Annotated in this window: 17 protein-coding genes; 15 read left to right on the forward strand and 2 right to left on the reverse strand. The window is 37.7% G+C overall.

Going from position 1 to position 22,324, the window contains the following annotated elements; all coding sequences use genetic code 11:
• Nucleotides 1-36: 36 nt before the first annotated feature.
• From NFR61_RS08865 to NFR61_RS08930, 14 genes are all read left to right on the forward strand, one after another.
• The gene (locus tag NFR61_RS08865) at nt 37-972 is read left to right on the forward strand and encodes a PorP/SprF family type IX secretion system membrane protein (protein WP_251623162.1); all 936 of its coding nucleotides are present in this window, start codon (nt 37-39) and stop codon (nt 970-972) included.
• A gap of 27 nt (nt 973-999) precedes the next feature.
• On the forward strand, nt 1,000-3,000 hold the full coding sequence (locus tag NFR61_RS08870; RefSeq protein WP_251623165.1) for a tetratricopeptide repeat protein: 2,001 nt from the start codon (nt 1,000-1,002) through the stop codon (nt 2,998-3,000).
• Between the two features lie 182 nt (nt 3,001-3,182).
• The gene (locus tag NFR61_RS08875; protein ID WP_277613067.1) at nt 3,183-3,557 is read left to right on the forward strand and encodes a four helix bundle protein; all 375 of its coding nucleotides are present in this window, start codon (nt 3,183-3,185) and stop codon (nt 3,555-3,557) included.
• A 13-nt stretch (nt 3,558-3,570) separates the two neighbouring features.
• The gene (locus NFR61_RS08880; RefSeq protein ID WP_251623169.1) at nt 3,571-4,482 is read left to right on the forward strand and encodes an NAD kinase; all 912 of its coding nucleotides are present in this window, start codon (nt 3,571-3,573) and stop codon (nt 4,480-4,482) included.
• 41 nt (nt 4,483-4,523) lie between these two features.
• Nucleotides 4,524-5,201: a type IX secretion system protein PorG gene (gene porG / locus NFR61_RS08885; RefSeq protein ID WP_251623171.1), complete on the forward strand. Its 678-nt coding sequence runs from the start codon at nt 4,524-4,526 to the stop codon at nt 5,199-5,201.
• Nucleotides 5,202-5,210: 9 nt separating this feature from the next.
• Entirely contained in the window at nt 5,211-5,972 is a 762-nt protein-coding gene (locus tag NFR61_RS08890; RefSeq protein WP_251623173.1) for an isoprenyl transferase, read from the forward strand.
• Nucleotides 5,973-6,001: 29 nt separating this feature from the next.
• On the forward strand, nt 6,002-8,545 hold the full coding sequence (locus NFR61_RS08895) for a BamA/OMP85 family outer membrane protein (protein ID WP_251623175.1): 2,544 nt from the start codon (nt 6,002-6,004) through the stop codon (nt 8,543-8,545).
• A 14-nt stretch (nt 8,546-8,559) separates the two neighbouring features.
• A complete protein-coding gene (locus NFR61_RS08900; protein WP_251623177.1) occupies nt 8,560-9,090 on the forward strand; it encodes an OmpH/Skp family outer membrane protein in 531 nt (176 codons plus the stop codon).
• Nucleotides 9,091-9,125: 35 nt separating this feature from the next.
• Nucleotides 9,126-9,644, forward strand: coding sequence for an OmpH/Skp family outer membrane protein (locus NFR61_RS08905; protein WP_251623179.1), 519 nt, complete (start codon nt 9,126-9,128; stop codon nt 9,642-9,644).
• A 90-nt stretch (nt 9,645-9,734) separates the two neighbouring features.
• On the forward strand, nt 9,735-10,565 hold the full coding sequence (gene murI, locus NFR61_RS08910) for a glutamate racemase (RefSeq protein WP_251623181.1): 831 nt from the start codon (nt 9,735-9,737) through the stop codon (nt 10,563-10,565).
• A 60-nt stretch (nt 10,566-10,625) separates the two neighbouring features.
• The gene (locus tag NFR61_RS08915; protein ID WP_251623183.1) at nt 10,626-12,782 is read left to right on the forward strand and encodes a RelA/SpoT family protein; all 2,157 of its coding nucleotides are present in this window, start codon (nt 10,626-10,628) and stop codon (nt 12,780-12,782) included.
• Nucleotides 12,783-12,801: 19 nt separating this feature from the next.
• The gene (locus tag NFR61_RS08920; protein ID WP_251623185.1) at nt 12,802-13,269 is read left to right on the forward strand and encodes a Fur family transcriptional regulator; all 468 of its coding nucleotides are present in this window, start codon (nt 12,802-12,804) and stop codon (nt 13,267-13,269) included.
• 71 nt (nt 13,270-13,340) lie between these two features.
• Entirely contained in the window at nt 13,341-14,609 is a 1,269-nt protein-coding gene (locus NFR61_RS08925; protein WP_251623187.1) for an adenylosuccinate synthase, read from the forward strand.
• Nucleotides 14,609-16,768 carry a cation:proton antiporter gene (locus tag NFR61_RS08930; RefSeq protein WP_251623189.1) on the forward strand — a complete coding sequence of 720 codons (2,160 nt, stop codon included), beginning with the start codon at nt 14,609-14,611 and terminating at the stop codon, nt 16,766-16,768. The genes NFR61_RS08925 and NFR61_RS08930 overlap by 1 nt, the downstream gene beginning before the upstream one ends.
• 82 nt (nt 16,769-16,850) lie before the next feature.
• Here the strand turns inward: NFR61_RS08930 and secDF are convergent, their stop codons facing one another.
• Both secDF and mdh read right to left on the reverse strand, forming a co-directional pair.
• Nucleotides 16,851-19,841 carry a protein translocase subunit SecDF gene (gene secDF / locus NFR61_RS08935; RefSeq protein ID WP_251623191.1) on the reverse strand — a complete coding sequence of 997 codons (2,991 nt, stop codon included), beginning with the start codon at nt 19,839-19,841 and terminating at the stop codon, nt 16,851-16,853.
• 172 nt (nt 19,842-20,013) lie between these two features.
• Nucleotides 20,014-20,949: a malate dehydrogenase gene (gene mdh / locus NFR61_RS08940; RefSeq protein WP_251623192.1), complete on the reverse strand. Its 936-nt coding sequence runs from the start codon at nt 20,947-20,949 to the stop codon at nt 20,014-20,016.
• Nucleotides 20,950-21,127: 178 nt separating this feature from the next.
• Here mdh and NFR61_RS08945 point away from each other — a divergent pair, with 178 nt between their 5' ends.
• Nucleotides 21,128-22,102: a D-alanine--D-alanine ligase gene (locus NFR61_RS08945; RefSeq protein WP_251623195.1), complete on the forward strand. Its 975-nt coding sequence runs from the start codon at nt 21,128-21,130 to the stop codon at nt 22,100-22,102.
• Nucleotides 22,103-22,324 lie beyond the last annotated feature (222 nt).

Here is a 22,324-nt window from a genome sequence, read left to right on the forward strand (position 1 = left end):
ATTTTGCTTTAAATTGCGCCTTTATAAAATAGTGGTATGAGATTTTTAATTACGGGAATATTAATATTAATAAGCATATTGGGCTTTTCGCAAAGTAGCGTGTTAAGATTTACGGATTATGGGCTAACCCAACCGTTAATAAATCCGGCATGTATGGGCGTGGAAGAGGGAATAAATGGTTTATTACTTTACAGGAGCCGTTTTGAGAAGTCAGATTATTGGCCTTCTACAGGTGCTTTTAATATAAATTCAATGATAAAAAATAAAAATTTAGGAGGGGGATTATCATTGATATTTGATAAGTATGGACCATATCAAAAGTTATTTGCTTACGTTGCAGGAAGTTATAAATTGAAAGTGAATGAAGGAAAATATCTTTTTTTCGGATTGCAGGCTGGATTAAATTATGTTTCCAATGCAGGAAATTATCAGATGGCGGACGAAGAAATTATTTTCTCGGATAATTATAGTCAGCCGAATTTTGGATTTGGTTTACACTTTCAAGCAGATAAGTATTATCTTGGTTTTGCAATTCCTGAATTCAAGTATAATACGATTGATGAACAGGGAAATAAAATCAATTCGATGATTTCGGACATGTTGCGTATGTTTTTATATGGAGGCTATCGTTTTAGTTTAAGTGAAAATGCGAAGTTGGAGCCTTACCTATATCTGACTTATTCCGGTCAGGAAAGCACTCAGCTTGATTTAGGTGCAAAATTGATTTATAGGGAGGGTTTTATTTTTGGTGTCCAGTATCGTACGGAACAAGCTTTCGCTGCAATGGCCAGGGTAAAGTTGATTGATGAGTTGTGGTTGGGATATTCATTTGAAGGAAATAGTTCGGATGTAGATAATAATTTCAATAGTGTACAGGAGATTTCTTTAACATTCAGTTTTGGAAAGAAAAAAGAGAAAAGTGCTCCAACACAAGAGAATTATGAAGATATAAATTCAATTCGATATTTTTAAATTTCATATAAACGAAATAGTTCATTTATGAAATTAGGGGTTATAATAATCGTATTGCTTTCGTGGGAATTTGTTGTAGGACAGAATAGAGCGGAGCGTTTATTTGAGAGAGGAGATTATTTGGGTGCATTAAAATTATATCAAAAGGAGTTAGAAAATCCATCTCAAGAGGGAAATACCAACCAAATAAGAGCTCGAATGGCTAATTGTTTTTTCCATTTGAATGATGTGGTTCGGGCAGGTCAAGTTTACAAATCGTTAAATCAAGACATTTTAGGGGGAGAGGATTTGTTGTATTATGCTATAACATTACAGCGTTCTGGCGAATATAATAAGGCATTGGATATAGCAGATCTTGCAGAAGGAGTGGGATGTGATGAAATTGCTTTAGAACGTCTAAAGGCATCTTGTGAATTTGCAAAAGAAGTTGCGAAAGAAAAGCCATTGTATACTGCTAATAAAACAAATGTGGATTTTGGTGGTTTTTCTTCAGGTGTCACTTATTATAAAGGCAAGGGTGTTATTCTTGCTGCACCGGGGACAGGGGAAGATGCAATGAAAGATACGAGAGGTTATAAATCGGTTCGTTTATATAACGCTATGTTTTCTGCAGATGGGAAGGGAGGGCGTTTAATGCCTTTTGCTGATGAGTTAGTTGATAAGTATCATATAGGAGCAGTAACGTTTACAAAGAATTTTGACCGTATATATTATTCAAAGACGATTTTGAAAAAAGACGGTACCAGTATTTTGAAATTGATGACGGCTGAAAATAGGAATGGAAAGTGGGAGAATAATAGAGAGTTGAGTATCAACTCGGAGGATTATTCTTGTGCACACCCTTGTCTATTTCGGGATTCATTGTTGTTTTTTGTATCAGATATGCCAGGGGGAAATGGAGGGAAAGATATTTATATGATGGAGATTGATGGAGAGGTATGTGGAGAAATTCAGAATTTAGGTGATGTTATTAATACCTCTGATGATGAATTGTTTCCTTTTATTGATGATAGTGGAAAATTATATTTTGCATCGAATGGTCATGTCGGTTTAGGTGGATTGGATGTATTTGTATCAGAAATGTTGGATGATGGAAGTTGGTCTGAACCGAAAAATATGGGACGTCCAGTGAATTCATCTATGGATGACTTTGCTTTAGTATTTAAAGATACAAAATGTAGTGAGGGATATGTATCAACGAATAGAGGGGGTACGGGATATAATGATTTTCTTTTTTCTTTGAAGTTGTTACCTAGTCGTAAAGTGGAACAACCGAAAGAAGAGAAAGTGGTAGTGCCGGAAAAGGAAATGTTTGCAGTTGATTATCGTTATGCTATTCAAGTAGGTGCTTTTCGTAATCCGGTACCTCGTGTATATTATGAAAATTTTCAGAATGTGAAAGTGTATTTGGGATATGATAATATATATCGTTATACGGTAGGAGAGTATCCTGATGAAGCTCTTGCTAATAGAGATTTGTCTGGAGTTAGAAAATATGTGGATGATGCTTTTGTGATGAATGTAGAACGCTATGTTGCAGAAAAAAAGATACAACATGACATTAGTGGAGATAAGATAAGTGATGATGAACTTTTGTTAATTCGGTTGAAAAAATTTGAAATACAGAAAAAGTTGGAATTGGCACGTAAGAGTCAGAAAGAAAAGGTTAAATTGCCAAATCGCAGGTATATTGACAAACCACGGGAATCAGAAATTAGATGGATGGAAAGTGGGTATACGGTTGTATTGATGCCTACCAATCAGGTATTGGATATGCAGGTATTTGAGGGTATTGATGATGTGGATATTTATGCAATGGCAGATGGTTCTTACATGTATTGCAGTGGAATGTATGCAGATAAAAATAGAGCGGAAGATAGTTTGCAAAACATAAGAAGGAAAGGTTTTAAAAATGCCTATGTATTAAATACAAATGATTATTCGACATCAGGACAGACGTCGTCGGGGACAAGGCCTATTGGTAGAAGAGAGGCACAAGTGCTAAAAGATTTGTTGGAAAGAAATTAATAAATTGTTTATTTATGGGGAGGTATAGATTTTTCTATACCTCCTTGTTGTTATAGAGAATAGGAAGAAATATTAATATAGTCGAAAATTGAACGGATTATGGACGGTTATTATAAAAAGTTGTATCTTTATAGCCGTTGTAAGTAGAAATTTGTTTATATTATAAAGTAATTATTTTTTATATGCACCGAATCCATAGTCTTAAAGAATTACATGTTTGGAAGGTTGCTCGGAATTTGGTAGAAGAGGTATATAATCAATCCGACAATATTAAAAATAGGCAGTTTTATTTATTACTTTTAAAGACTTCGGAAAGTGTTTTTTGCACTATAACAGAAGGATGCATTTTAAATACCTTGGAGCATTTTAAAAATTCGTTAGCAATTGCTGCTGTTTCGTGTAAGGAAGTTTGTGATTTATTATATACAGCTCGCTGTTGTAAGTATTTGGATGAAAAAGGTATTGGAAAAGTAATGTTGTGTTGTAAAGAGGTGTTGGTAGAAATAAGCATCATGAAGTGTAAAATTGGAGCAAGGATTCGGGAAGGAAATAATTAAAAGAGGAGGGAATATGAGACGTGTGGCTGTATATGGTAAGAATGTAAATAAAGAGTTTTATTCTTATTTAAAGACTTTATTAAATGAATTGGTGAAAAAGGGCGTGTGGCTGATGGGAGAGGAAGGGTTTGTTGATTTGTTAGAAAGGGAGTTTGATTGTCGGGATTTTTTTCAAGATACATTTTCCAAAAAATCTTTGAAATTTAAGGAAGTTGATTTATTGCTAAGTATTGGAGGGGATGGTACATTTTTGGATACATTATTGTATGTGGGAAATAGTGAAATACCTGTTTTAGGAATTAACAGTGGGCATTTAGGCTTTTTGGCAAATGTATCAGTTTCTGAGATTAATTTGGCAGTTGATTATATTTGTTCAGGTCATTATGAGATAGAACAAAGAAGTTTAGTAAGGTTACAAGTAGAGGGAAGTGGCTTCTTGGGATTTGATTATGGCTTAAACGAAGTAAGTATACAAAAAACAGAGCATTCATCTTTGTTAAGGATTCATGCTTATGTGGATGATATTTATTTAACAACCTATTGGGCAGATGGTTTAATTATAGCTACTCCTACGGGCTCAACAGCTTATTCTTTAAGTGGGGGAGGTCCTATAATCAGTCCTGAATGTCGAGCTATAGTATTGACTCCTGTTTGTCCTCATAATTTGAGTATGAGAAGTCTGGTTATTCCTGATACGGCGGTACTGCGCTTGGAAGTTGAGGGCAGGAGTGGAGAGTTCCTTTTAAGTTTAGATTCAAGAACTGAAAGAGTGAAAGATAATTGTAGCATAAGAGTGATTGCAGGGGATTTTAGAATGAATATTATAAAATTTCCTGGGCATAACTATTATGAAACTTTACGGAATAAGTTAGGATGGGGTGAGGATAAAAGGAATGAAAAGGACCGTAAGTTATGTTTATCTTAAAATATTGCAATTCGGGGTGGTTTCGTGGAATACACAGTCTTGTGTATTATAGATTATTTACATCTATTATTCGTTTTTTCATAATTCACTTTTTATTATTCCTATTATTGTTCTTACCTTTGAGTAGTTTTTGTCAACCAGGGGCAGAAATCGGTATAATTGGAGGTGGTGGATATTATATGGGAGAATATAATCCGTCAACTCATTTTAAAGGAATGAATGGATATATTGGTGGTTTATACCGATATAATTTGAATGATCGTTTTGCAATTCGGTTGCAATATGGTTCTTCGAAAATTAGGGTAAAATCGGGGAATGAGCCGGGAGAAGAAGTCTTTCCGATGGAATTGAAAACATCTGTTACTGATATTTGTGGATTAGTAGAGTTTAATTTTCGAAGCTTTTTGGTTCCTAAGACAGACAAATCTTCTTTATGGTCACCTTATATTTATGTGGGAGCAGGACTTCTTAGTGCTAATGATGAAGGAGGAATATCAATTCCTTTTGGGGTAGGAGTAAAATTTAATTTATATGGAAATTTGTCTTGTGGAATAGAATGGGGATGCAGAAAATTGTTTACGGATAAAATAGATGGTATAGAAGATCCCTGGGAAACTGGTGAGACGAATTTTATTTATAATAAAGATAGTTTTTTTGTATCAGGATTGACATTGACATATAGGTTCCCGCTTAATATAGAATGTCGGGGATATAAATAATATATAGCTATGGGGGCACAGGAAGAATTAAAAAAAATGTCAGGGCGATTACCTCGACATATTGCCGTAATTATGGATGGGAATGGACGTTGGGCTCAAAAGAGAGGATTGGAAAGAGTAGTTGGGCATAAAAAAGGAGTTGATGCAGTGAAACGAATAGTGGAAGCGGGTGGAGAATTGGGGTTGGAGTATTTGACATTGTATACTTTTTCAATAGAGAATTGGACTCGTCCTAAAGAAGAGATTAATGCATTAATGGAGCTGATGGTAAATGCAATTGTTCGGGAAACGGCAGCATTGATGGATCAGCAAGTTAAAGTTTTAGTAATTGGAAATATAGTTGATTTGCCCGAAAATGTTAAGTGTAAGCTAAAAGAGTTGGTTACAAAAACAGCTAATAATAAAGGTTTGAAACTTGTGTTGGCTTTAAGTTATGGAGCTCGTTGGGAAATCATAGAGGCGGCGAAAAGAATTGCTCAAAAATATAAAGAGGGTATCATTAAAGAAATCGAGAACGTAAATGAGGGGGTGTTTGCAGAACATTTAACAACTGCGGGAATTCCTGATCCGGATTTATTGATTAGAACTAGCGGAGAATGTCGGTTGAGTAATTTCTTGTTGTGGCAATGCGCTTATACGGAATTTTATTTTATTGATAAATTTTGGCCTGATTTTGAAAAAGATGATTTATATTTGGCAATTCATAGTTTTTTGAAACGCGAACGACGTTTTGGGAAAACGGGGGAACAAGTAGGGAAAGATAAAAAATAAGATTCTTTTCAATATTCAATTTGTGAACAATGGTAAGAAGAGTAATTCTTTTTTTGATATGTACGTTTTTTTATTTTTATGGACTGGCTCAGGACACGTTAGTTCAGCCAGAAATATATTATTCTTCACCTAAAACTTATAGAATTGCAGGGATAGAGGTCGTTGGTGTTGCAGATCATTATGATTCGGAAACGTTGATTCAATTGTCAGGGATGTCCATTGGAAGTGAGATAAAAATTCCGGGAGATATTCCTACTCGTGCAATTAAAAGATTATATTCCAATGGTTTATTTTCTGATGTAAATATTTCTGTTGATCGCATCGTTGGTAATGATATTTATCTGATTTTGTATTTACAGGAACGTCAAAAATTATCTCAAATTAATTATATTGGATTGAAAAAATCTGAAGAAAAGAAAATTAGAGAAAAGATTAATCCCTTACCCGGTACCCAGGTAACAGATAATATGATTGCTAATTTGAAGCATATCATGGAGAAACATTTTAAAGAGAAAGGGTATTATAATATTACGATTAAGGTATTACAGAAGGATGATCCGGAAAAGGATAATTTTGTCCAATTGGACGTTATGGTAGAACGAAATAGTAAAATAAAAATTAAGGATATTATTATTACAGGAAATAAGGAAGTGAAGTCTGCTAAATTAGAGCGGGCAATGAAGAAAACCAAAGATAAGTCGTTGCGTAATTTCTTTAAATCTTCCAAATATATTGAGAGTAGTTACGAAGATGATAAATATAATTTGTTAGATAAATATAATGAAAAGGGATTTCGTGATGCGATGATTATTGCAGATAGCGTAGTTCAGGTTTCTCCTAATCGTGTGAAGATTTATATTGATGTAGAAGAAGGGAATAAGTATTATTTTAATAATATAACGTGGGTAGGAAATACGATTTATGATTCGGATTATTTATCTCGGGTATTGAATATTAATAAAGGGGATGTATATAATAAAAAATATTTTGAGGAACGCCTTCGTACAGATGAGAATACTGCAGTAGACAAGTTATATGTAAATAATGGCTATTTGTTTTTTCGAGCTGTGCCGGTCGAGACAGTTGTGGGGGCAGATTCTATTAATGTGGAAATTCGTATAATGGAAGGGCCGCAGGCAACAATTAATCGTGTTGTTATTCGTGGTAATAATCGTACGCATGAGCATGTTGCTCGTCGGGAGTTATATGTTTATCCGGGAGAATTGTTTAGTCGGGAGGATATTGTACGAAGCATTCGGGAATTAGCAAATTTAGGACATTTCGATCCGGAACATATTTTGCCGGAACCTAAACCAGATGCAGAAAATGGTACGGTAGATATTTATTTTGATGTAGAGGAGAAAGCTAACGACAAGATTGAATTGTCCGGAGGATGGGGAGCAGGAATGATTATTGGGTCAGTCGGTTTAACTTTTACGAATTTTTCCATTCGAAATATTTTTAATTGGGAATCTTATAGGCCCTTACCTCAAGGGGATGGACAAACATTAAGTTTGAAAGCACAAACAAACGGGAAATATTATACTTCTTTTAGTGTCTCCTTTCGCGAACCTTGGCTAGGGGGTAAAAAACCTAATTCTTTGAGTATTTCTGCATACTATTCCAGACAGACTGGTTACTCTTCTAACTATTATAATCATTCTTATTACGTGAATAATAGTCGTGACATGTATAATACCAATCAGTTGATGACAACTTTTGGGGTTAGTGTCGGATTAGGACGTAGAATAAAATGGCCGGATGATTACTTTACAATGTATAATGAAATTTCTTATCAACGTTATCAATTAAAGAATTGGCCGTATTATATTATGAGTAACGGTAATTCCAATAACCTATCGTTTTCTACACAGTTGAAAAGGAGCTCTATAGATAATCCTCTTTATACTCGTAAAGGAAGTGACTTTACGATGTCACTTGCCTTTACTCTTCCTTATTCTTGGTTTGATGGTAGGGATTATGGAAAATCAAATATGAAAGATAAAGTAAAATATAGGTGGATAGAGTATCACAAATGGAAGTTTGTGGGAAAAATGTTTATGCCTTTAGATCGTCGGGAAAAATTAGTATTGTATGGAGGTGTGCAATATGGTTATCTGGGATATTATAATAAACATAAACGTTCTCCGTTTGAAGGTTTTGAAATGGGGGGAGATGGAATGTCGGGCTATAGTCTGTACGGACGTGAATATATTGGTTTGAGAGGATATCAAAATGGATCTTTGACAAATGCAGGTTCAAGTTTTATTGCACCTGATGCTGCAGATGCCAGTGTATATACAAAATGGACAATGGAGGTGCGCTATCCTATATCTTTAGCGCAATCGGCAACAATTTATGCTTTGGCATTTTTAGAAGCAGGTAATTCTTGGTACGAATTAAGCGAATTTGAACCCTTTAATCTTTATAGATCTGCAGGCGTGGGGTTGCGTGTCTTTTTGCCTATGTTTGGATTATTGGGAATAGATTGGGGGTATGGATTTGATGACATACCTAATAGACCGGGCGCTTCCGGTTCTCAGTTCCATTTTGTGTTAGGTCAGGAGTTTTAGTTGTGTTTGAAGTGATGAAAAGAGCAATATTTTTTTTAATTTTGTATTGTAATATTGGATTTGCATGGGCTCAGACTCGTTACGCATTTGTAAATCTTGATTATATATTGGTTAATATACCAGATTACACAAAAGCGCAATTAGAACTGGATGAATACTCAAAAAAATTACAGGTGGAGATAGATGCCGTATATCGGGATATTGATGAGATGCGGAGTAAATACCAGACAGACAAAGTATTTCTGACAGCTTCAATGCAAGAACAGCGGGAAAAAGCCATTGCAGAAAAAGAAAATAAAGCTCGGATATTGCAGCAGGAATATTTTGGTCCTCGGGGGGAATTATTTATAAAACGGGAAGAGTTGGTAAAGCCTATTCAGGATGAAATATTGGAAGCAATAAAAGATTTGGCTAAAGAGGGAAATTATGGCGTAATATTAGATGTTTCTGCTGATCATTCAGTGCTTTTTTATGATCCGAAATTGGATAAAAGTAAGACCATTTTAAGAAAATTAGGTTATTCTACGACAAAGAGTGAGGAATAAATTATTAATATTAGAATAAATAAAAATTGAAAACGATGAAGAATATGATGAAATGTTTGACTGTTGTTGTCTTGGGATTAATGACAATGAGTTTGTCCGCACAACAGCCTGTAAAATTGGGACATATTGAAAGTGATAAATTGATTTCTGCCATGCCGGAAATGGCTGAAGCTAGAAAGAAATTGGAAGCAAAGCAAAATGAAATACAAACAGAAAGCCAGAATTTGAGAGAACAATACCAGAATAAGGCTGCTGACTATGCTAAAAATGTAAATACTTTCTCTGATGTAATTCGGGTTTCTAAAGAGCAGGAAATTCAGGATTTGGGACAGCGTATTCAACGTTTTGAGGAAACGGCAATGAACGATTTGAATAAAACGAGGGATGATTTATTGCATCCGATTTATGAAAAAGCAACAAATGCGATAAAAGAAGTAGGAAAAGAGAATGGATTTACTTATATCTTTGATTTGAACTCTGGAGGAATTGTATATGTTTCAGATAATTCTGAGGATGTATTGCCTTTAGTAAAAAAGAAATTAGGTCTTCAATAAAGTAATGTCTGTAAAATAAGGAATGAGCCGCCTCCTTGGCGGCTTATTTTTTTCAGACTTGCAAATAAATAATTGATAGGGAATAATATTATGGAGGGAAAAAGTCCTATAGGAGTTTTTGATTCAGGATATGGAGGATTAAGTATATTAAAAGAGATAGTCCGCTTGTTACCCGAATATGATTACTTGTATTTAGGAGATAATGCGCGTACTCCTTATGGAACGCGTTCTTTTGACGTTGTTTATCAATATACGAAAGAAGCCGTAAAGAAATTATTTGATTTAGGATGTCCTTTGGTGATTTTGGCTTGTAATACCGCTTCTGCAAAAGCTTTACGTACAATACAGCAGATTGATTTACCTCATATTGATTCATTAAAACGCGTGTTAGGTGTTATTCGTCCGAGTGTGGAAGCTTTGCCTAATTATTCTCGTAATGGACATGTTGGAATATTGGCAACAAGAGGAACGGTTGCTTCAGAATCTTATCCGCTCGAAGCAGAAAAACTGTACGGTGTTGGAACTTTTCATATTACACAAAAAGCGTGCCCTATGTGGGTGCCATTGGTGGAAAACAATGAATTAATAGGTGAGGGGACAGAGTTCTTCGTAAGAAAATACATAGAGGAATTGTTTGCGACAGATCCGTTGATTGATACTGTTGTATTAGGGTGCACTCATTATCCTTTATTATTGAATTTGATTTTACGTCATGTCCCACAAGGGGTGAAAGTAATTGAACAGGGCTATATTGTAGCGAATCGTTTGGAAGATTATTTAATACGTCATCCGGAAATGGAGAAAAAATTATCCAAGAACGGTTCAATTTGTTATTTGACGACGGAAAGTCCGGAGCTTTTTAATCCGATGGCAAGTATGTTTATGGGAGGAGCAATAGAAGCGGAACATATTTGTATATAAAGAGAATATATTTAAATTACTTTTCATATATTTGAAAAGTATTAATGATTCCGATACGACATGGGTGAGCAAGAATTGATAAAAGAGGCTTTTGAAGAACTTCTTACAGTTCTGCGTAAAGATACGACGGAGGAGGAAAAGCAGAGAATTAGGCAGGCATTTGAGTTTGCTAATGAAGCTCATAAGGGGATAAAGCGCAGATCGGGCGAGCCTTATATATTACATCCGATAGCAGTAGCGCGGATTGCAGCAAAAGAAATTGGGTTGGGTACAAAATCTGTGATTGCGGCATTACTGCATGATGTGGTGGAGGATACAGACTATACACTTGAAGAAATTGGTGAAATTTTCGGTGCTAAAATAGCTTCATTGGTGGATGGATTGACCAAAATCCGGGAAATAATGGGGGGAGATACGAGCTTGCAGGCAGAAAGTTTTCGTAAAATGATTTTGACCCTGGCAGATGATGTAAGGGTGATATTGATTAAAATAGCTGATCGTCTCCATAATATGCGGACATTGGCATCAATGCCGGAGCATAAACAGGTAAAAATAGCCAGTGAAACATTATATATTTTTGCTCCATTGGCTCATCGGATGGGATTGCATGCGATTAAAACGGAATTGGAGGACTTGAGTTTAAAATATGAACATCCGGAAGAGTATAAAGTAATTGCGCAAAAAATAGAGGCTTATCATAGAGAATATACAGGCTTATTTGATAAATTCATAGCGCCCATTCGGGAGAGTCTGGATAAAAATGGATATGAATATACGATTACGGCTCGTACGAAAAGTGTGTATTCGGTATGGTACAAAATGCAAAGACGTAATATTAGTTTTGATGAAATTTACGATTTGCTGGCAGTAAGAATTGTATTTAAACCTACGCCCTCTCAGCCGGAAAAATGGCAATGTTGGAACATCTATTCATTGATAACAGATCTTTATAGTCCGAATCCGGAACGGCTTAGAGATTGGGTGAGTGTACCGAAAGCAAATGGGTATGAAGCGCTGCACCTGACTGTAATGGGACCTTCCGGACAGTGGTTTGAAGTACAAATCCGTTCGGAAAGAATGGATGAAATTGCTGAAAAAGGATTAGCGGCACATTGGAAGTATAAAGCGGAGAATGGAGAGGGAAACTCAGAATTGGATAACTGGTTGGCAGGCATAAAAGAATTGTTGGAACAACCGAATTCCAATGCACTGGCTTTTCTTGATGAATTTAAACTCAACTTATATGCCAAAGAAATTCGGGTATTTACCCCCCGGGGGCACATGAAGACCTTACCTAAAGGAGCAACGGCTTTGGACTTTGCTTATGACATTCATACGGAGATTGGGAATACTTGTATTGGAGCAAAAGTAAATCATAAGCTGGTGGCGATGAGTCATAAACTGCAGAGCGGTGATCAAGTGGAGATATTAACAAGCGAGAAGCAGCATCCGCAGGAAGAATGGTTTGATTTTGTCATAACAGCTAAAGCACGAAGTCACATAGATGATTATTTCAAAAAGAACAGGCGGGAAGCAATAAAAAGAGGAGAGAGAATTTTTGAGAAAATTGTCAAAGATTTGAAACTTTCCTTGACAGCAGAGTTGATGAGGAAAATTCTGACAGCGTTAAAATTGCAGAATAAAGAGGAATTGTATTTGAAATTGTGTTTGGGTACGATTACTCAAGAGGAATTGGCAAAGGAGTTGAAAAAAAGAATGGAAAACTGGTTTGCTAAATATTGGAGATTGCAATTTTTCAAAAATGAACGGGAGGAACGTGAAAAAGAAGAATACAAAGATGAGGAAAATGCAGATGTAGTTATATCTTCTTGTTGTAATCCGATACCCGGAGATGACGTAGTAGGAATGGATATAGAAGGAAAAGTGCAGATTCATAAAAGAAAATGTCCGGAAGCTATTCGCTTGCTGGCAAGTTATGGGAATAAAATTGTACCGATAGCGTGGGAAAATTATCATATCACATCATTTGTTGCAGTTATTTTAGTTCGGGGAATAGATAGGATGGGAGTTGTAAATGAAATTACGAAAATTATATCCGGAGAAGTAGGAATAAACATGAAAATGATTCATTTTGAAACAAAAGATGGTATTTTTGAAGGAGTAATTCAGTTATGTGTGCATAATACGAGAGATGTAAATTCTTTGATTACAAAAATTTCAGGAGTGAAAGGAGTAGAGAATACAATGAGAGGCTAAATTTTAATATACTTGTTTTATGGATAAGGTAAAAAATATTGTAAAACAGAATTTTACTGCTTATTTAGAGCAGAAAGGTTATCGAAAGACACCGGAACGTTATGCTATTTTAGAGGAAATATATGCTCATCCGGGACATTTTAGTGTAGAAACTCTTTTTCAAAAAATGAGCGATAAAAATTATCGGGTGAGTAAAGCTACGTTATATAATACCTTGGAATTGTTGTTGGAGTGTGAGTTGGTGGTGAAGCATACATACAAAAATGAAATGGCGCATTATGAACGGGCGGAGAATAAGCATCACGAACATTTGATTTGTACGTTATGCAATCGGGTTGAAGAATTTGCGGATGACCGTTTGGAAGAAGTCTTAAAAACAGTAGGGGAGAAGTACAATTTTGAAATACACCAGAATATGTGGTATGTATATGGGATATGTAAAAACTGCAAACTAAAAATGAAGAAGAAAACTGAAAATTCTTTATAAATATATTACCTTTGCATGTTTGCGTTTGCAAATTATTGAATATGCCGATTGTTTGATTTAAATTTTAACTGATGAAAGTAGACGTATTACTTGGATTGCAATGGGGAGACGAAGGAAAAGGGAAAGTTGTGGATGTATTGACTCCGAAGTATGATTTGATAACTCGTTTTCAAGGAGGGCCTAATGCCGGTCATACATTGGAATTTGAAGGTGAAAAATATGTATTGCGTTCTATTCCGTCTGGAATCTTTCAGGGAGGTAAAATAAATATTATCGGTAATGGTGTTGTATTAGACCCCTTACTTTTTAAACAAGAGGCAGAAAGTTTGATTGCCAGTGGACACGACATAACCAATCAATTATATATTTCTAAAAAAGCTCATTTAATTTTACCCACGCATCGCATGTTGGATGCAGCATACGAGGTAGCGAAAGGAGAAGGAAAGATAGGAACCACGGGTAAAGGTATCGGACCGACCTATACGGATAAAGTGGGGCGTAGTGGTGTCAGGGTAGGGGATATACTCCATGATTTTGAAAAAAAATATGCAGTGGCAAAATCACGGCATGAAACGATACTTCGTTCATTGAATTACACCTACGACATAACCTCTTTGGAAAAAGAATGGTTTGAAGCAATAGAGTATTTGAAGCGTTTTCGTTTGATAGACAGCGAGCACGTAATCAATGGATTATTGAATGAAGGTAAATCCGTATTGGCGGAAGGGGCTCAGGGAACGATGTTGGATGTGGATTTTGGTTCTTATCCTTTTGTTACTTCATCCAACACCATTTGTGCCGGGGCATGTACCGGATTAGGGGTTGCCCCAGGTAAAATAGGAGACGTATACGGTATTTTTAAAGCGTATTGTACTCGTGTGGGAAGCGGACCTTTCCCGACAGAATTATTTGATGAGACGGGAAAACTTTTATCTACATTAGGTCATGAATTTGGTGCGGTTACAGGACGGCCGCGTCGGTGTGGATGGTTGGACTTAGTTGCATTGAAATATGCGGTGATGATTAATGGTGTGACCCAACTAATCATGATGAAGAGTGACGTATTGGATAACTTCGATACAATAAAGATTTGTGTCGCTTATAAAATAGATGGAAAAATAGTAGAGGAATTCCCTTATGAAATCAATGAGCAGATAGAACCTGTTTATGAAGAATTTCCGGGTTGGAAAACTGATATGACAAAAATGACCTCTGAAGATGAATTCCCGGAAGAATACAATGCTTATATCAGTTTTATTGAAGAAGTAACGGGTGTTCCGGTAAAAATAGTATCGGTTGGAGCTGATCGGAAGCAGACAATCATCAGATATGAAGATTAATGATTGTCGCAATTTCTGTTATGCTTGCATTCGTTTTTAATTTACCATTAACCGATCCGGTACTCATATTTTCAGTTATACTTTTTATTATATTACTGACTCCAGTACTTTTACATCGGTTTAAAATTCCGGATTTAATAGGTTTAATTATAGCCGGGGCCATTATTGGACCCAATGCGTTGGGTATTATGGCTCGGGATAGTAGCATCGAACTTTTCGGTAAAGTGGGGCTATTGTATATCATGTTTGTAGCTGGCTTGGAAATCGATTTAGCCGATTTGAAAAAGAATAGCGCTAAAAGCACCTACTTCGGTTTCTTGACGTTCATAATACCGATGGTGTTAGGAACAGTGGCGGGCGTATATTTACTGAACTTTTCTTATCCGACTTCTATTTTATTGGCGAGCATGTTTGCCTCCCATACATTGATGACCTATCCCATTGTGGGAAAGTATGGGGTAACCAAAAATCGTGCCGTTAATATTTCTATCGGGGCAACAGTTATTACTTGTGTACTGGCATTATTGGTATTGGCGGTCATCGTCGGAATGTCAACAGGAAATATAGACCAGCGATTTTGGACACAATTAAGTGTATCGACGATAATATTTGTGGGCATTATTGTGGTCATTTATCCTATTTTCGGGCGTTGGTTCTTTAAACGCTATGAAGATAAAATCGCACAATATATTTTCGTATTGGCATTAGTCTTTCTGGCTTCATTCTTAGCGAAAGTCGCCGGATTGGAAGATGTTATTGGAGCCTTCCTTGCCGGATTGGCCTTAAATAGGCTTATCCCGAATACGTCAGCATTGATGAATCGGATTGAATTTGTCGGGAATGCCTTATTTATTCCATTCTTTTTGATAGGAGTAGGAATGTTGGTTGACTATCACGTATTTACTACGGGCTGGGACTCACTGTGGATTGCTATAGTGATGTGCGTAATAGCTACAGGGTCGAAATATTTGGCAGCTTGGATAACAGAGAAAACACTGCACTATACAAAAGAAGAAGGCTTTTTATTATTCGGTTTGACGAATGCCCAGGCGGCGGCAACATTAGCCGCTGTAATGGTGGGGTATCAAGTCATTTTAGGCTATGATGAGGCGGGTAATCCCTTGCGTTTATTAGATGACAATGTATTGAACGGAACCATCGTAATGATTCTGGTGACATGTACGATAGCCTCTTTTATTACCCAAAAAGGTGCGCAACAGGTCGCTTTGGCTGATATGGCGGAAGAGGAATTGGTTGATAAAAATGATGCGGAAGATAGGATATTAATACCGCTCAGTAATTCCGAGACAGTAGAAGAGTTGATAAATTTAGGCATAACCGTAAAATCGTCTAAATGCAGGGCTACAATGCTTGCGTTGAGTATCATCAAGTCGGACAGCAACGATATTTCGGCAGAAAAAAGGTCTCAGCTCTTATTGGAAAAAGCGGAAAAAACGGCTGCGGCAACTGATAACCGGGTTCACTCGTTGATGCGTTACGATATCAATATAGTGAATGGTATAAAGAATGTAGTAAAGGAGCATAAAATAACGGATATCGTCTTGGGACTTCGGAAAGAGACAGCCATATCCAATACTTTTTTGGGAGAGCTGGCAGAAGGGGTCTTGGCGAAATGTGCTACCACGACATTGGTATATCGTCCCGTTCAGCCATTGGCCACTGTAAAACGGTACATTATACTTATTCCGGCAAATGCGGAGAAAGAAGTTGGATTTCCTTATTGGTTGGTAAGAGTATGGAATCTGGCCCGTAATTCCGGCAGTAAAATTCTATTTTATGGTACACATTCCGTTCTCTCAATATTGCAGGATGTAAAGGCAAAGCACAACATAAATGCAGAGTTTATTGAATTTACGGACTGGGATGAGGTCTTGATTATTTCACGTGACATCCGCGATGATGATGCCTTGATGGTAATAATGAGTCGTCGTAATTTCCCTTCTTATTCTCGTCAGATGGCACTGATTCCCGCTTATATGAACAAGTATTTTCAGACAAATAATTGCGTATTGGTATATCCAGTCCAATTAGGAATAGGAGAGGAGGAAATGAGTTCATTTAGAAGTATAGCTTTTAGTCATTTTGAAGGACAGGATTTGGGAAGCGTATTAGGACGTTTATTTAAAAAGAATAGATAAAATCTTTTAGTATTTGTTGAGGGGAGGAATAAAAAAAGAGAGCGCTCATTGAGCGCTCTCTTTTTATTGCGTGTAGCATGTATTATTTTTTACCGGCATTCTTTTTTTGTTCGAAGCGTTGTCTTAAATCATAAGAGATTGGAGTAGCCACGAACAAAGAAGAATAAGTACCGACAACAATACCGATTAATAAGGCGAATACAAAACCTTTGATGGAAGTTCCACCGAAAAGGAAGATAGCCAATAATACGACAATCGTTGATAAAGAAGTACTGAACGTACGGCGTAAGGTAGAGTTCAGAGCTTCATCGGTTACCTCCATATCACTGCGTTTCGGATACAGTGAGTGATATTCCCGGATTCGGTCAAATACAACAACCGTATCATTAATGGAGTATCCTACAACCGTTAATATAGCAGCAATGAAAGCCTGGTCAATTTCCAGAGAGAAAGGAAGCAATCCGGATAAAATAGAGAAAGCGCCCATAACAATGATAACATTGTGAGCCAATCCGATAACGGCACCTGCACCATACTGCCAGTTAGAGAAACGTACCATAATGTAAAGGAATATACCGATTAAAGCGAAAATGACAGACCAAAAAGCTGCTCTGGTAATATCTTCCGCAACGGCAGGTCCTACCTTCTCTGACATTTGGCGATTCTCTTCCAGGAATTGTTCTCTGGAAGTTCCCTCCGGTAAATAGGATTTCAAACCTTCGTACAGCAAAGTTTCCACTTCATCGTCCACTTCAAGTCCTTCTTCGTCAATCTTGTATTTCGTGGTAATTCTTACCTGATTCTCTCCACCGAACGTTTTTACCTCGGGAGCACTGCCGTACACTTTTTCCAGATTAGCGGCAACCTCTTCAACTTGTACCGGTTGGTCAAAAACAACCGTGTATGTTCTACCGCCGACAAAGTCGATACCTTTGTCTAATCCTTTCGTTGAAAGGAAAGCAATCGAAGCAATGACAGCAATAGCTGAAATAGTATAAGATATCGTCCGTTTCTTTAAGAACGGGAACTTCGGATTTCTTAGCCAGTTTGCAGTCATGGCTGTTGTGAACGATACATTTTCATTCTTAGCCGTAGCACGTTCCAGAATCAGGCGGGTAATAAAAATAGCACAGAACAGAGAAGAGAAAATACCGATAATCAAGGTCGTTGCGAAACCTTTAATCGGACCCTCTCCGAAATAATAAAGAATAAATCCGGTAAGCAACGTTGTCAAGTTACCGTCGATAATAGCGGAATAGGCAGCATTGTAACCGTCCTTAATTGCTAACTTCAAACCTTTTCCTCCGCGGCGTTCCTCTTCGATACGTTCGTAAATCAATACGTTGGCATCAACTGACATACCCATCGTCAATACAATACCGGCAATACCCGGCAACGTCAATACCGCTCCAATGGAAGCCAAAATACCGAACAGGAAAAACAGGTTGGCCAATAATGCGATGTCTGCTGCCAAACCGGCTCCTTTACTGTAAAAGAACAACATGTAAACCAATACCAAAGCAAAGGCAATGATGAAAGACCACATACCTGTTTGGATAGACTCTTGTCCCAAAGACGGTCCCACGATTTCGTCAGCGATAATGCGTGCAGGAGCAGGCAATTTACCTGATTTTAAAATATTGGCTAAGTCTTCCGCTTCTTTAACATCAAAACTTCCGCTGATTTGTGAACTTCCTCCTTTAATTTCTGAATTTACGTTCGGGGCAGATACAACATAACCGTCCAAAACAATAGCAATACAACGATTAATGTTGTCTTTCGTCAGACGGGCCCAAATCTTGGAACCCTCTCCGTTCATATTCATGGAAACAACCGGATGACCGTTGTTTTGGCTGTCGAAAGATTTACGGGCATCTACAATAACACCGCCGTCCAAAGGAGCTTTTCCGTCACGGGTGGTGATTTTTATAGCATGCAAGCCGATGATTTCGCCGCTGGGTTTCATTTCCCAAACCAAACGGGCGTTTCTCGGGATTAAAGATTTTACTTGTGGCAGGGCCAATAATTTATTTACGGCGCTGGTATCTTTCAATCGAGCGTATCCGACTACAGAGCCCGGTCTCAACGAACCGTCTTGTCCGACAGCAGGAGTTAAGACAGAGAATAACGGATTTTGTTTCCGGAATTCTTCTTCATTGTTCAATAAATTCAATGAATCGGAAGAAGCTGCCTGACGAAGCAATTCATTGCCTTGGGTCGTATCGGCAACACTTTCTTGTGTCGGAGCAACCGTACTTGCTTGTTCCAATCCCAAAATATCATTGGTGCGTTCAATTTCTCTGACCTTCTCATTGATACTGGCCAAATGAGGATAAAATTCGGAATTATCGAACGTCTCGAAGAATTCCAAAGCGGCAGTTCCCTGCAATAATTTTCTTACGCGCTGTGCATCTTTGATACCCGGAAGCTCAATATTAATACGTCCTGAAATATCAGCCTTGCGGATATTGGGTTGGGCAACACCGAAGCGGTCGATACGGGTACGCAAAATATTAAACGTATTATCGATGGCAGCATCAGCCTCTTTGCGGATAACATTTAACACCTCCTTATTGCTGGCTCCGATTTTGATTTTTTCTTTCATCTCAACGGTTCCGAAAATATCGGGAGAAGCCAATTGTGCATCGGGAGCGATTCTTTCAAAAGCCTCACCGAAAAGGGTTACAAAATCCTTCGGGCTCTTGCTTCTCATCTGTATCGCTTCATTCAATGCCTGATTGAATGCCGGGTCTGTGGTATTGTTCGCTAAACTGCGTACGACATCAACGACATCAACTTCCATCGTTACGTTCATACCGCCGCGCAAGTCCAAACCCAACGGTAGTTCTAACTCTTTACATTCTTTGTACGTGAATTTTGTCAACCCGAGGAAATTATAAATAGCCTGGTTGGCAACGGAATCCAGATATGCTCTTTCTTTTGCGGGATCGCCTGCGGCAAACTCCCGCGCCGCTTTCTCCACCTGGGATGTTTTGAAAGTGAAAAACAACTGGTAAGCACTTACTAAAGCCAAAGCGATTGTAAGTAATGTAATTGCTCCTTTGTTTCGCATTTTGTTAGTTAATTTTTGATATTATTTTAGATTATATTTCTTCCATGAAGATTTTAATGCGCAAAAGTATAATATTTTTTTGAATATCTCTAGGTGTATGGAGAAAAATAGGCATAAAAAAGAGACTGCCGTTGTCGGCAGCCTCTTCGTATAAAATTATCGGTTTTACGCCTTAAAACATTTTCATATTGTCCAAAACACTCATGACGCTTTTTACAGCTTCTGCCGATTTGGCCAATAACTGTTTTTCTTCTGCGTTCAAAGATACCTCTACCACCTTCTCGATACCATTCTTGCCTAAGATAACGGGAACACCTAAATAAATGTTCTTCATGCCGTATTCTCCGTTCAACATGGCACATACCGGGAATACCCTTCTGGAATTGCAGATGATAGCTTCTACCATTTGGGCAGCTGCGGCGCCCGGAGCATACCAGGCGGAAGTACCCATTAATTTTACCAATTCACCGCCGCCTACTTTCGTCCTTTCAATAATAGCGTTCAACTTGTCACTGTCAATTAATTCGGTAACGGGGATACCTGCTACAGTCGTATATCTGGGCAGCGGGACCATCGTGTCTCCGTGGCCGCCTAATAACAATGCCTGAATATCTTTGGGAGAAACATTCAATGCTTCAGCCAAAAATGCTTTGTAACGGGCTGTATCAAGAATACCTGCCATACCGAATACTTTGGATGAATCCACTTTGGCAGCCAGGAAAGCACAGTAGCACATAACGTCCAACGGATTGGAAACGATAATGATTTTAGCCTTCGGAGAATACTTGATAATATTTTCCGTAACGGATTTTACAATACCGGCATTGGTGGAAATCAAATCGTCACGGCTCATTCCCGGTTTGCGGGGAAGTCCGGAAGTAATAACCACAACCTCAGAATCGGCAGTAGCGGTGTAATCATTCGTTACGCCCTTGATGCGGGTGTCATACATGTTAATCGGGGCTGTTTGCCACATATCCAGGGATTTCCCTTCTGAAACACCTTCTTTGATATCCAAAAGAACAACTTCATTTACGATATCTTTTTCAGCAATGCAATTGGCACAGGTTGCGCCTACGTTACCGGCTCCTACAACTGTTACTTTCATGTTTTTATTTTTTAGTTATTAGTGAATTTTTTATTTGTCGTCGGATATTATTTTCCGCTGGTCAAATTTAGCCCTTTTTTTATTCTTCCCAAAAATTAGGGATTTTTTTCTCTAATTTCCCTATTTTTGCACTTCGTAAAGAAGATATTTTTAAAATTCATATTAATTGATACCAGGGATGAAAAAGAATATTGTTGTTATTGCAGGCGGAAATTCTTCCGAATACGGGGTTTCCATACAATCGGGAAATCATATTTTTTCGGAAATAGACGGCGAACGTTATAATAAATATTTGATGATATTGAAGGGATGGGAATGGAATGTTGAAGTGGACGGAAAAGATTATCCGGTGGATAAAAATGATTTTTCATTTTGCCGGAATGGGGAAAAGATAGTTTTTGATTACGCTTATATTACAATACATGGTATTCCGGGAGAAAACGGCATGTTGCAGGGCTATCTGGATATGATGGGGATACCTTATTCTACATGCAGTTTGCTGGGAGAAGCGATAACCTTTGATAAATATACGTGTACGAACTATTTGCAGGGCTTTGGCATAGAGACAACCAATCCGTTGATGTTGGTGCGTGGCAAGACGTATGATTTGGATTCCGTGTTGGAAACTGCTGGCTTGCCTTGTTTTGTAAAACCGAACGCGGAGGGTTCCAGCTTCGGCGTATCGAAGGTCAAGACCAAAGCCGATTTACAGCAGGCTTTGGACACAGCTTTTGAGAAATGCCGGGAAGTATTGGTCGAGACATTTATTGACGGAACGGAATTCACATGTGGATTATATAAAGCGGGGGACAAAAAAGTGATTTTCCCTGTAGCGGAAGTGGTACCGAAGAAAGAGTTTTTTGATTATGATGCCAAATACAACGCCTCCTGGTCGGATGAAATCATTCCCGGGCGTTTTTCGGAAGAAATAACTGAAAAGATACAGAACATGGCATCGGAAGTTTACGACATTCTTCGCTGTGAAGGCATTGTTCGTATAGACGGTTTTGTGCAGGGGGACAAAGTCATCATGCTGGAGGTAAATACAACGCCGGGTATGACTGCAAACAGCTTTATACCTAAAATGGTTAAGGTCATGGGAATTGCCTTGCGGGATGTCTTGACAGATATTATAGAGAATAAATTAAGATAAGTTTAAAATAGCTTCCTTCCTCCATAGCGGGGGAGGAAGATATATTCCATTATCTGCTGATTCGCTGAATCATTCTACCTGCTTTCCTTAAAAGCGTTATTCCCCATTTGGAACACATCTGAATAGTTAAGTAGAAACAATATCCTCTCTTCCTAAGAGAAATGTTGAATATTGCAAAATTACACAGTTTATTGAAAATAGCAACATAAAAGAACTGAAATT

The sequence above is a fragment of the Odoribacter lunatus genome, from assembly GCF_943193135.1.
GTDB lineage: Bacteria > Bacteroidota > Bacteroidia > Bacteroidales > Marinifilaceae > Culturomica > Culturomica lunata.

Excerpts from the sequence above, each read along its gene's own strand:
- NFR61_RS08865 (WP_251623162.1), top strand. The coding sequence starts at position 37 with ATGAGATTTTTAATTACGGGAATATTAATATTAATAAGCATATTGGGC.
- NFR61_RS08870 (WP_251623165.1), top strand. The coding sequence starts at position 1,000 with ATGAAATTAGGGGTTATAATAATCGTATTGCTTTCGTGGGAATTTGTT.
- NFR61_RS08875 (WP_277613067.1), top strand. The coding sequence starts at position 3,183 with ATGCACCGAATCCATAGTCTTAAAGAATTACATGTTTGGAAGGTTGCT.
- NFR61_RS08880 (WP_251623169.1), top strand. The coding sequence starts at position 3,571 with ATGAGACGTGTGGCTGTATATGGTAAGAATGTAAATAAAGAGTTTTAT.
- NFR61_RS08890 (WP_251623173.1), top strand. The coding sequence starts at position 5,211 with ATGGGGGCACAGGAAGAATTAAAAAAAATGTCAGGGCGATTACCTCGA.
- NFR61_RS08895 (WP_251623175.1), top strand. The coding sequence starts at position 6,002 with ATGGTAAGAAGAGTAATTCTTTTTTTGATATGTACGTTTTTTTATTTT.
- NFR61_RS08900 (WP_251623177.1), top strand. The coding sequence starts at position 8,560 with ATGAAAAGAGCAATATTTTTTTTAATTTTGTATTGTAATATTGGATTT.
- NFR61_RS08905 (WP_251623179.1), top strand. The coding sequence starts at position 9,126 with ATGAAGAATATGATGAAATGTTTGACTGTTGTTGTCTTGGGATTAATG.
- murI (WP_251623181.1), top strand. The coding sequence starts at position 9,735 with ATGGAGGGAAAAAGTCCTATAGGAGTTTTTGATTCAGGATATGGAGGA.
- NFR61_RS08915 (WP_251623183.1), top strand. The coding sequence starts at position 10,626 with ATGGGTGAGCAAGAATTGATAAAAGAGGCTTTTGAAGAACTTCTTACA.
- NFR61_RS08920 (WP_251623185.1), top strand. The coding sequence starts at position 12,802 with ATGGATAAGGTAAAAAATATTGTAAAACAGAATTTTACTGCTTATTTA.
- NFR61_RS08925 (WP_251623187.1), top strand. The coding sequence starts at position 13,341 with ATGAAAGTAGACGTATTACTTGGATTGCAATGGGGAGACGAAGGAAAA.
- NFR61_RS08930 (WP_251623189.1), top strand. The coding sequence starts at position 14,609 with ATGATTGTCGCAATTTCTGTTATGCTTGCATTCGTTTTTAATTTACCA.
- secDF (WP_251623191.1), bottom strand. The coding sequence starts at position 19,841 with ATGCGAAACAAAGGAGCAATTACATTACTTACAATCGCTTTGGCTTTA.
- mdh (WP_251623192.1), bottom strand. The coding sequence starts at position 20,949 with ATGAAAGTAACAGTTGTAGGAGCCGGTAACGTAGGCGCAACCTGTGCC.
- NFR61_RS08945 (WP_251623195.1), top strand. The coding sequence starts at position 21,128 with ATGAAAAAGAATATTGTTGTTATTGCAGGCGGAAATTCTTCCGAATAC.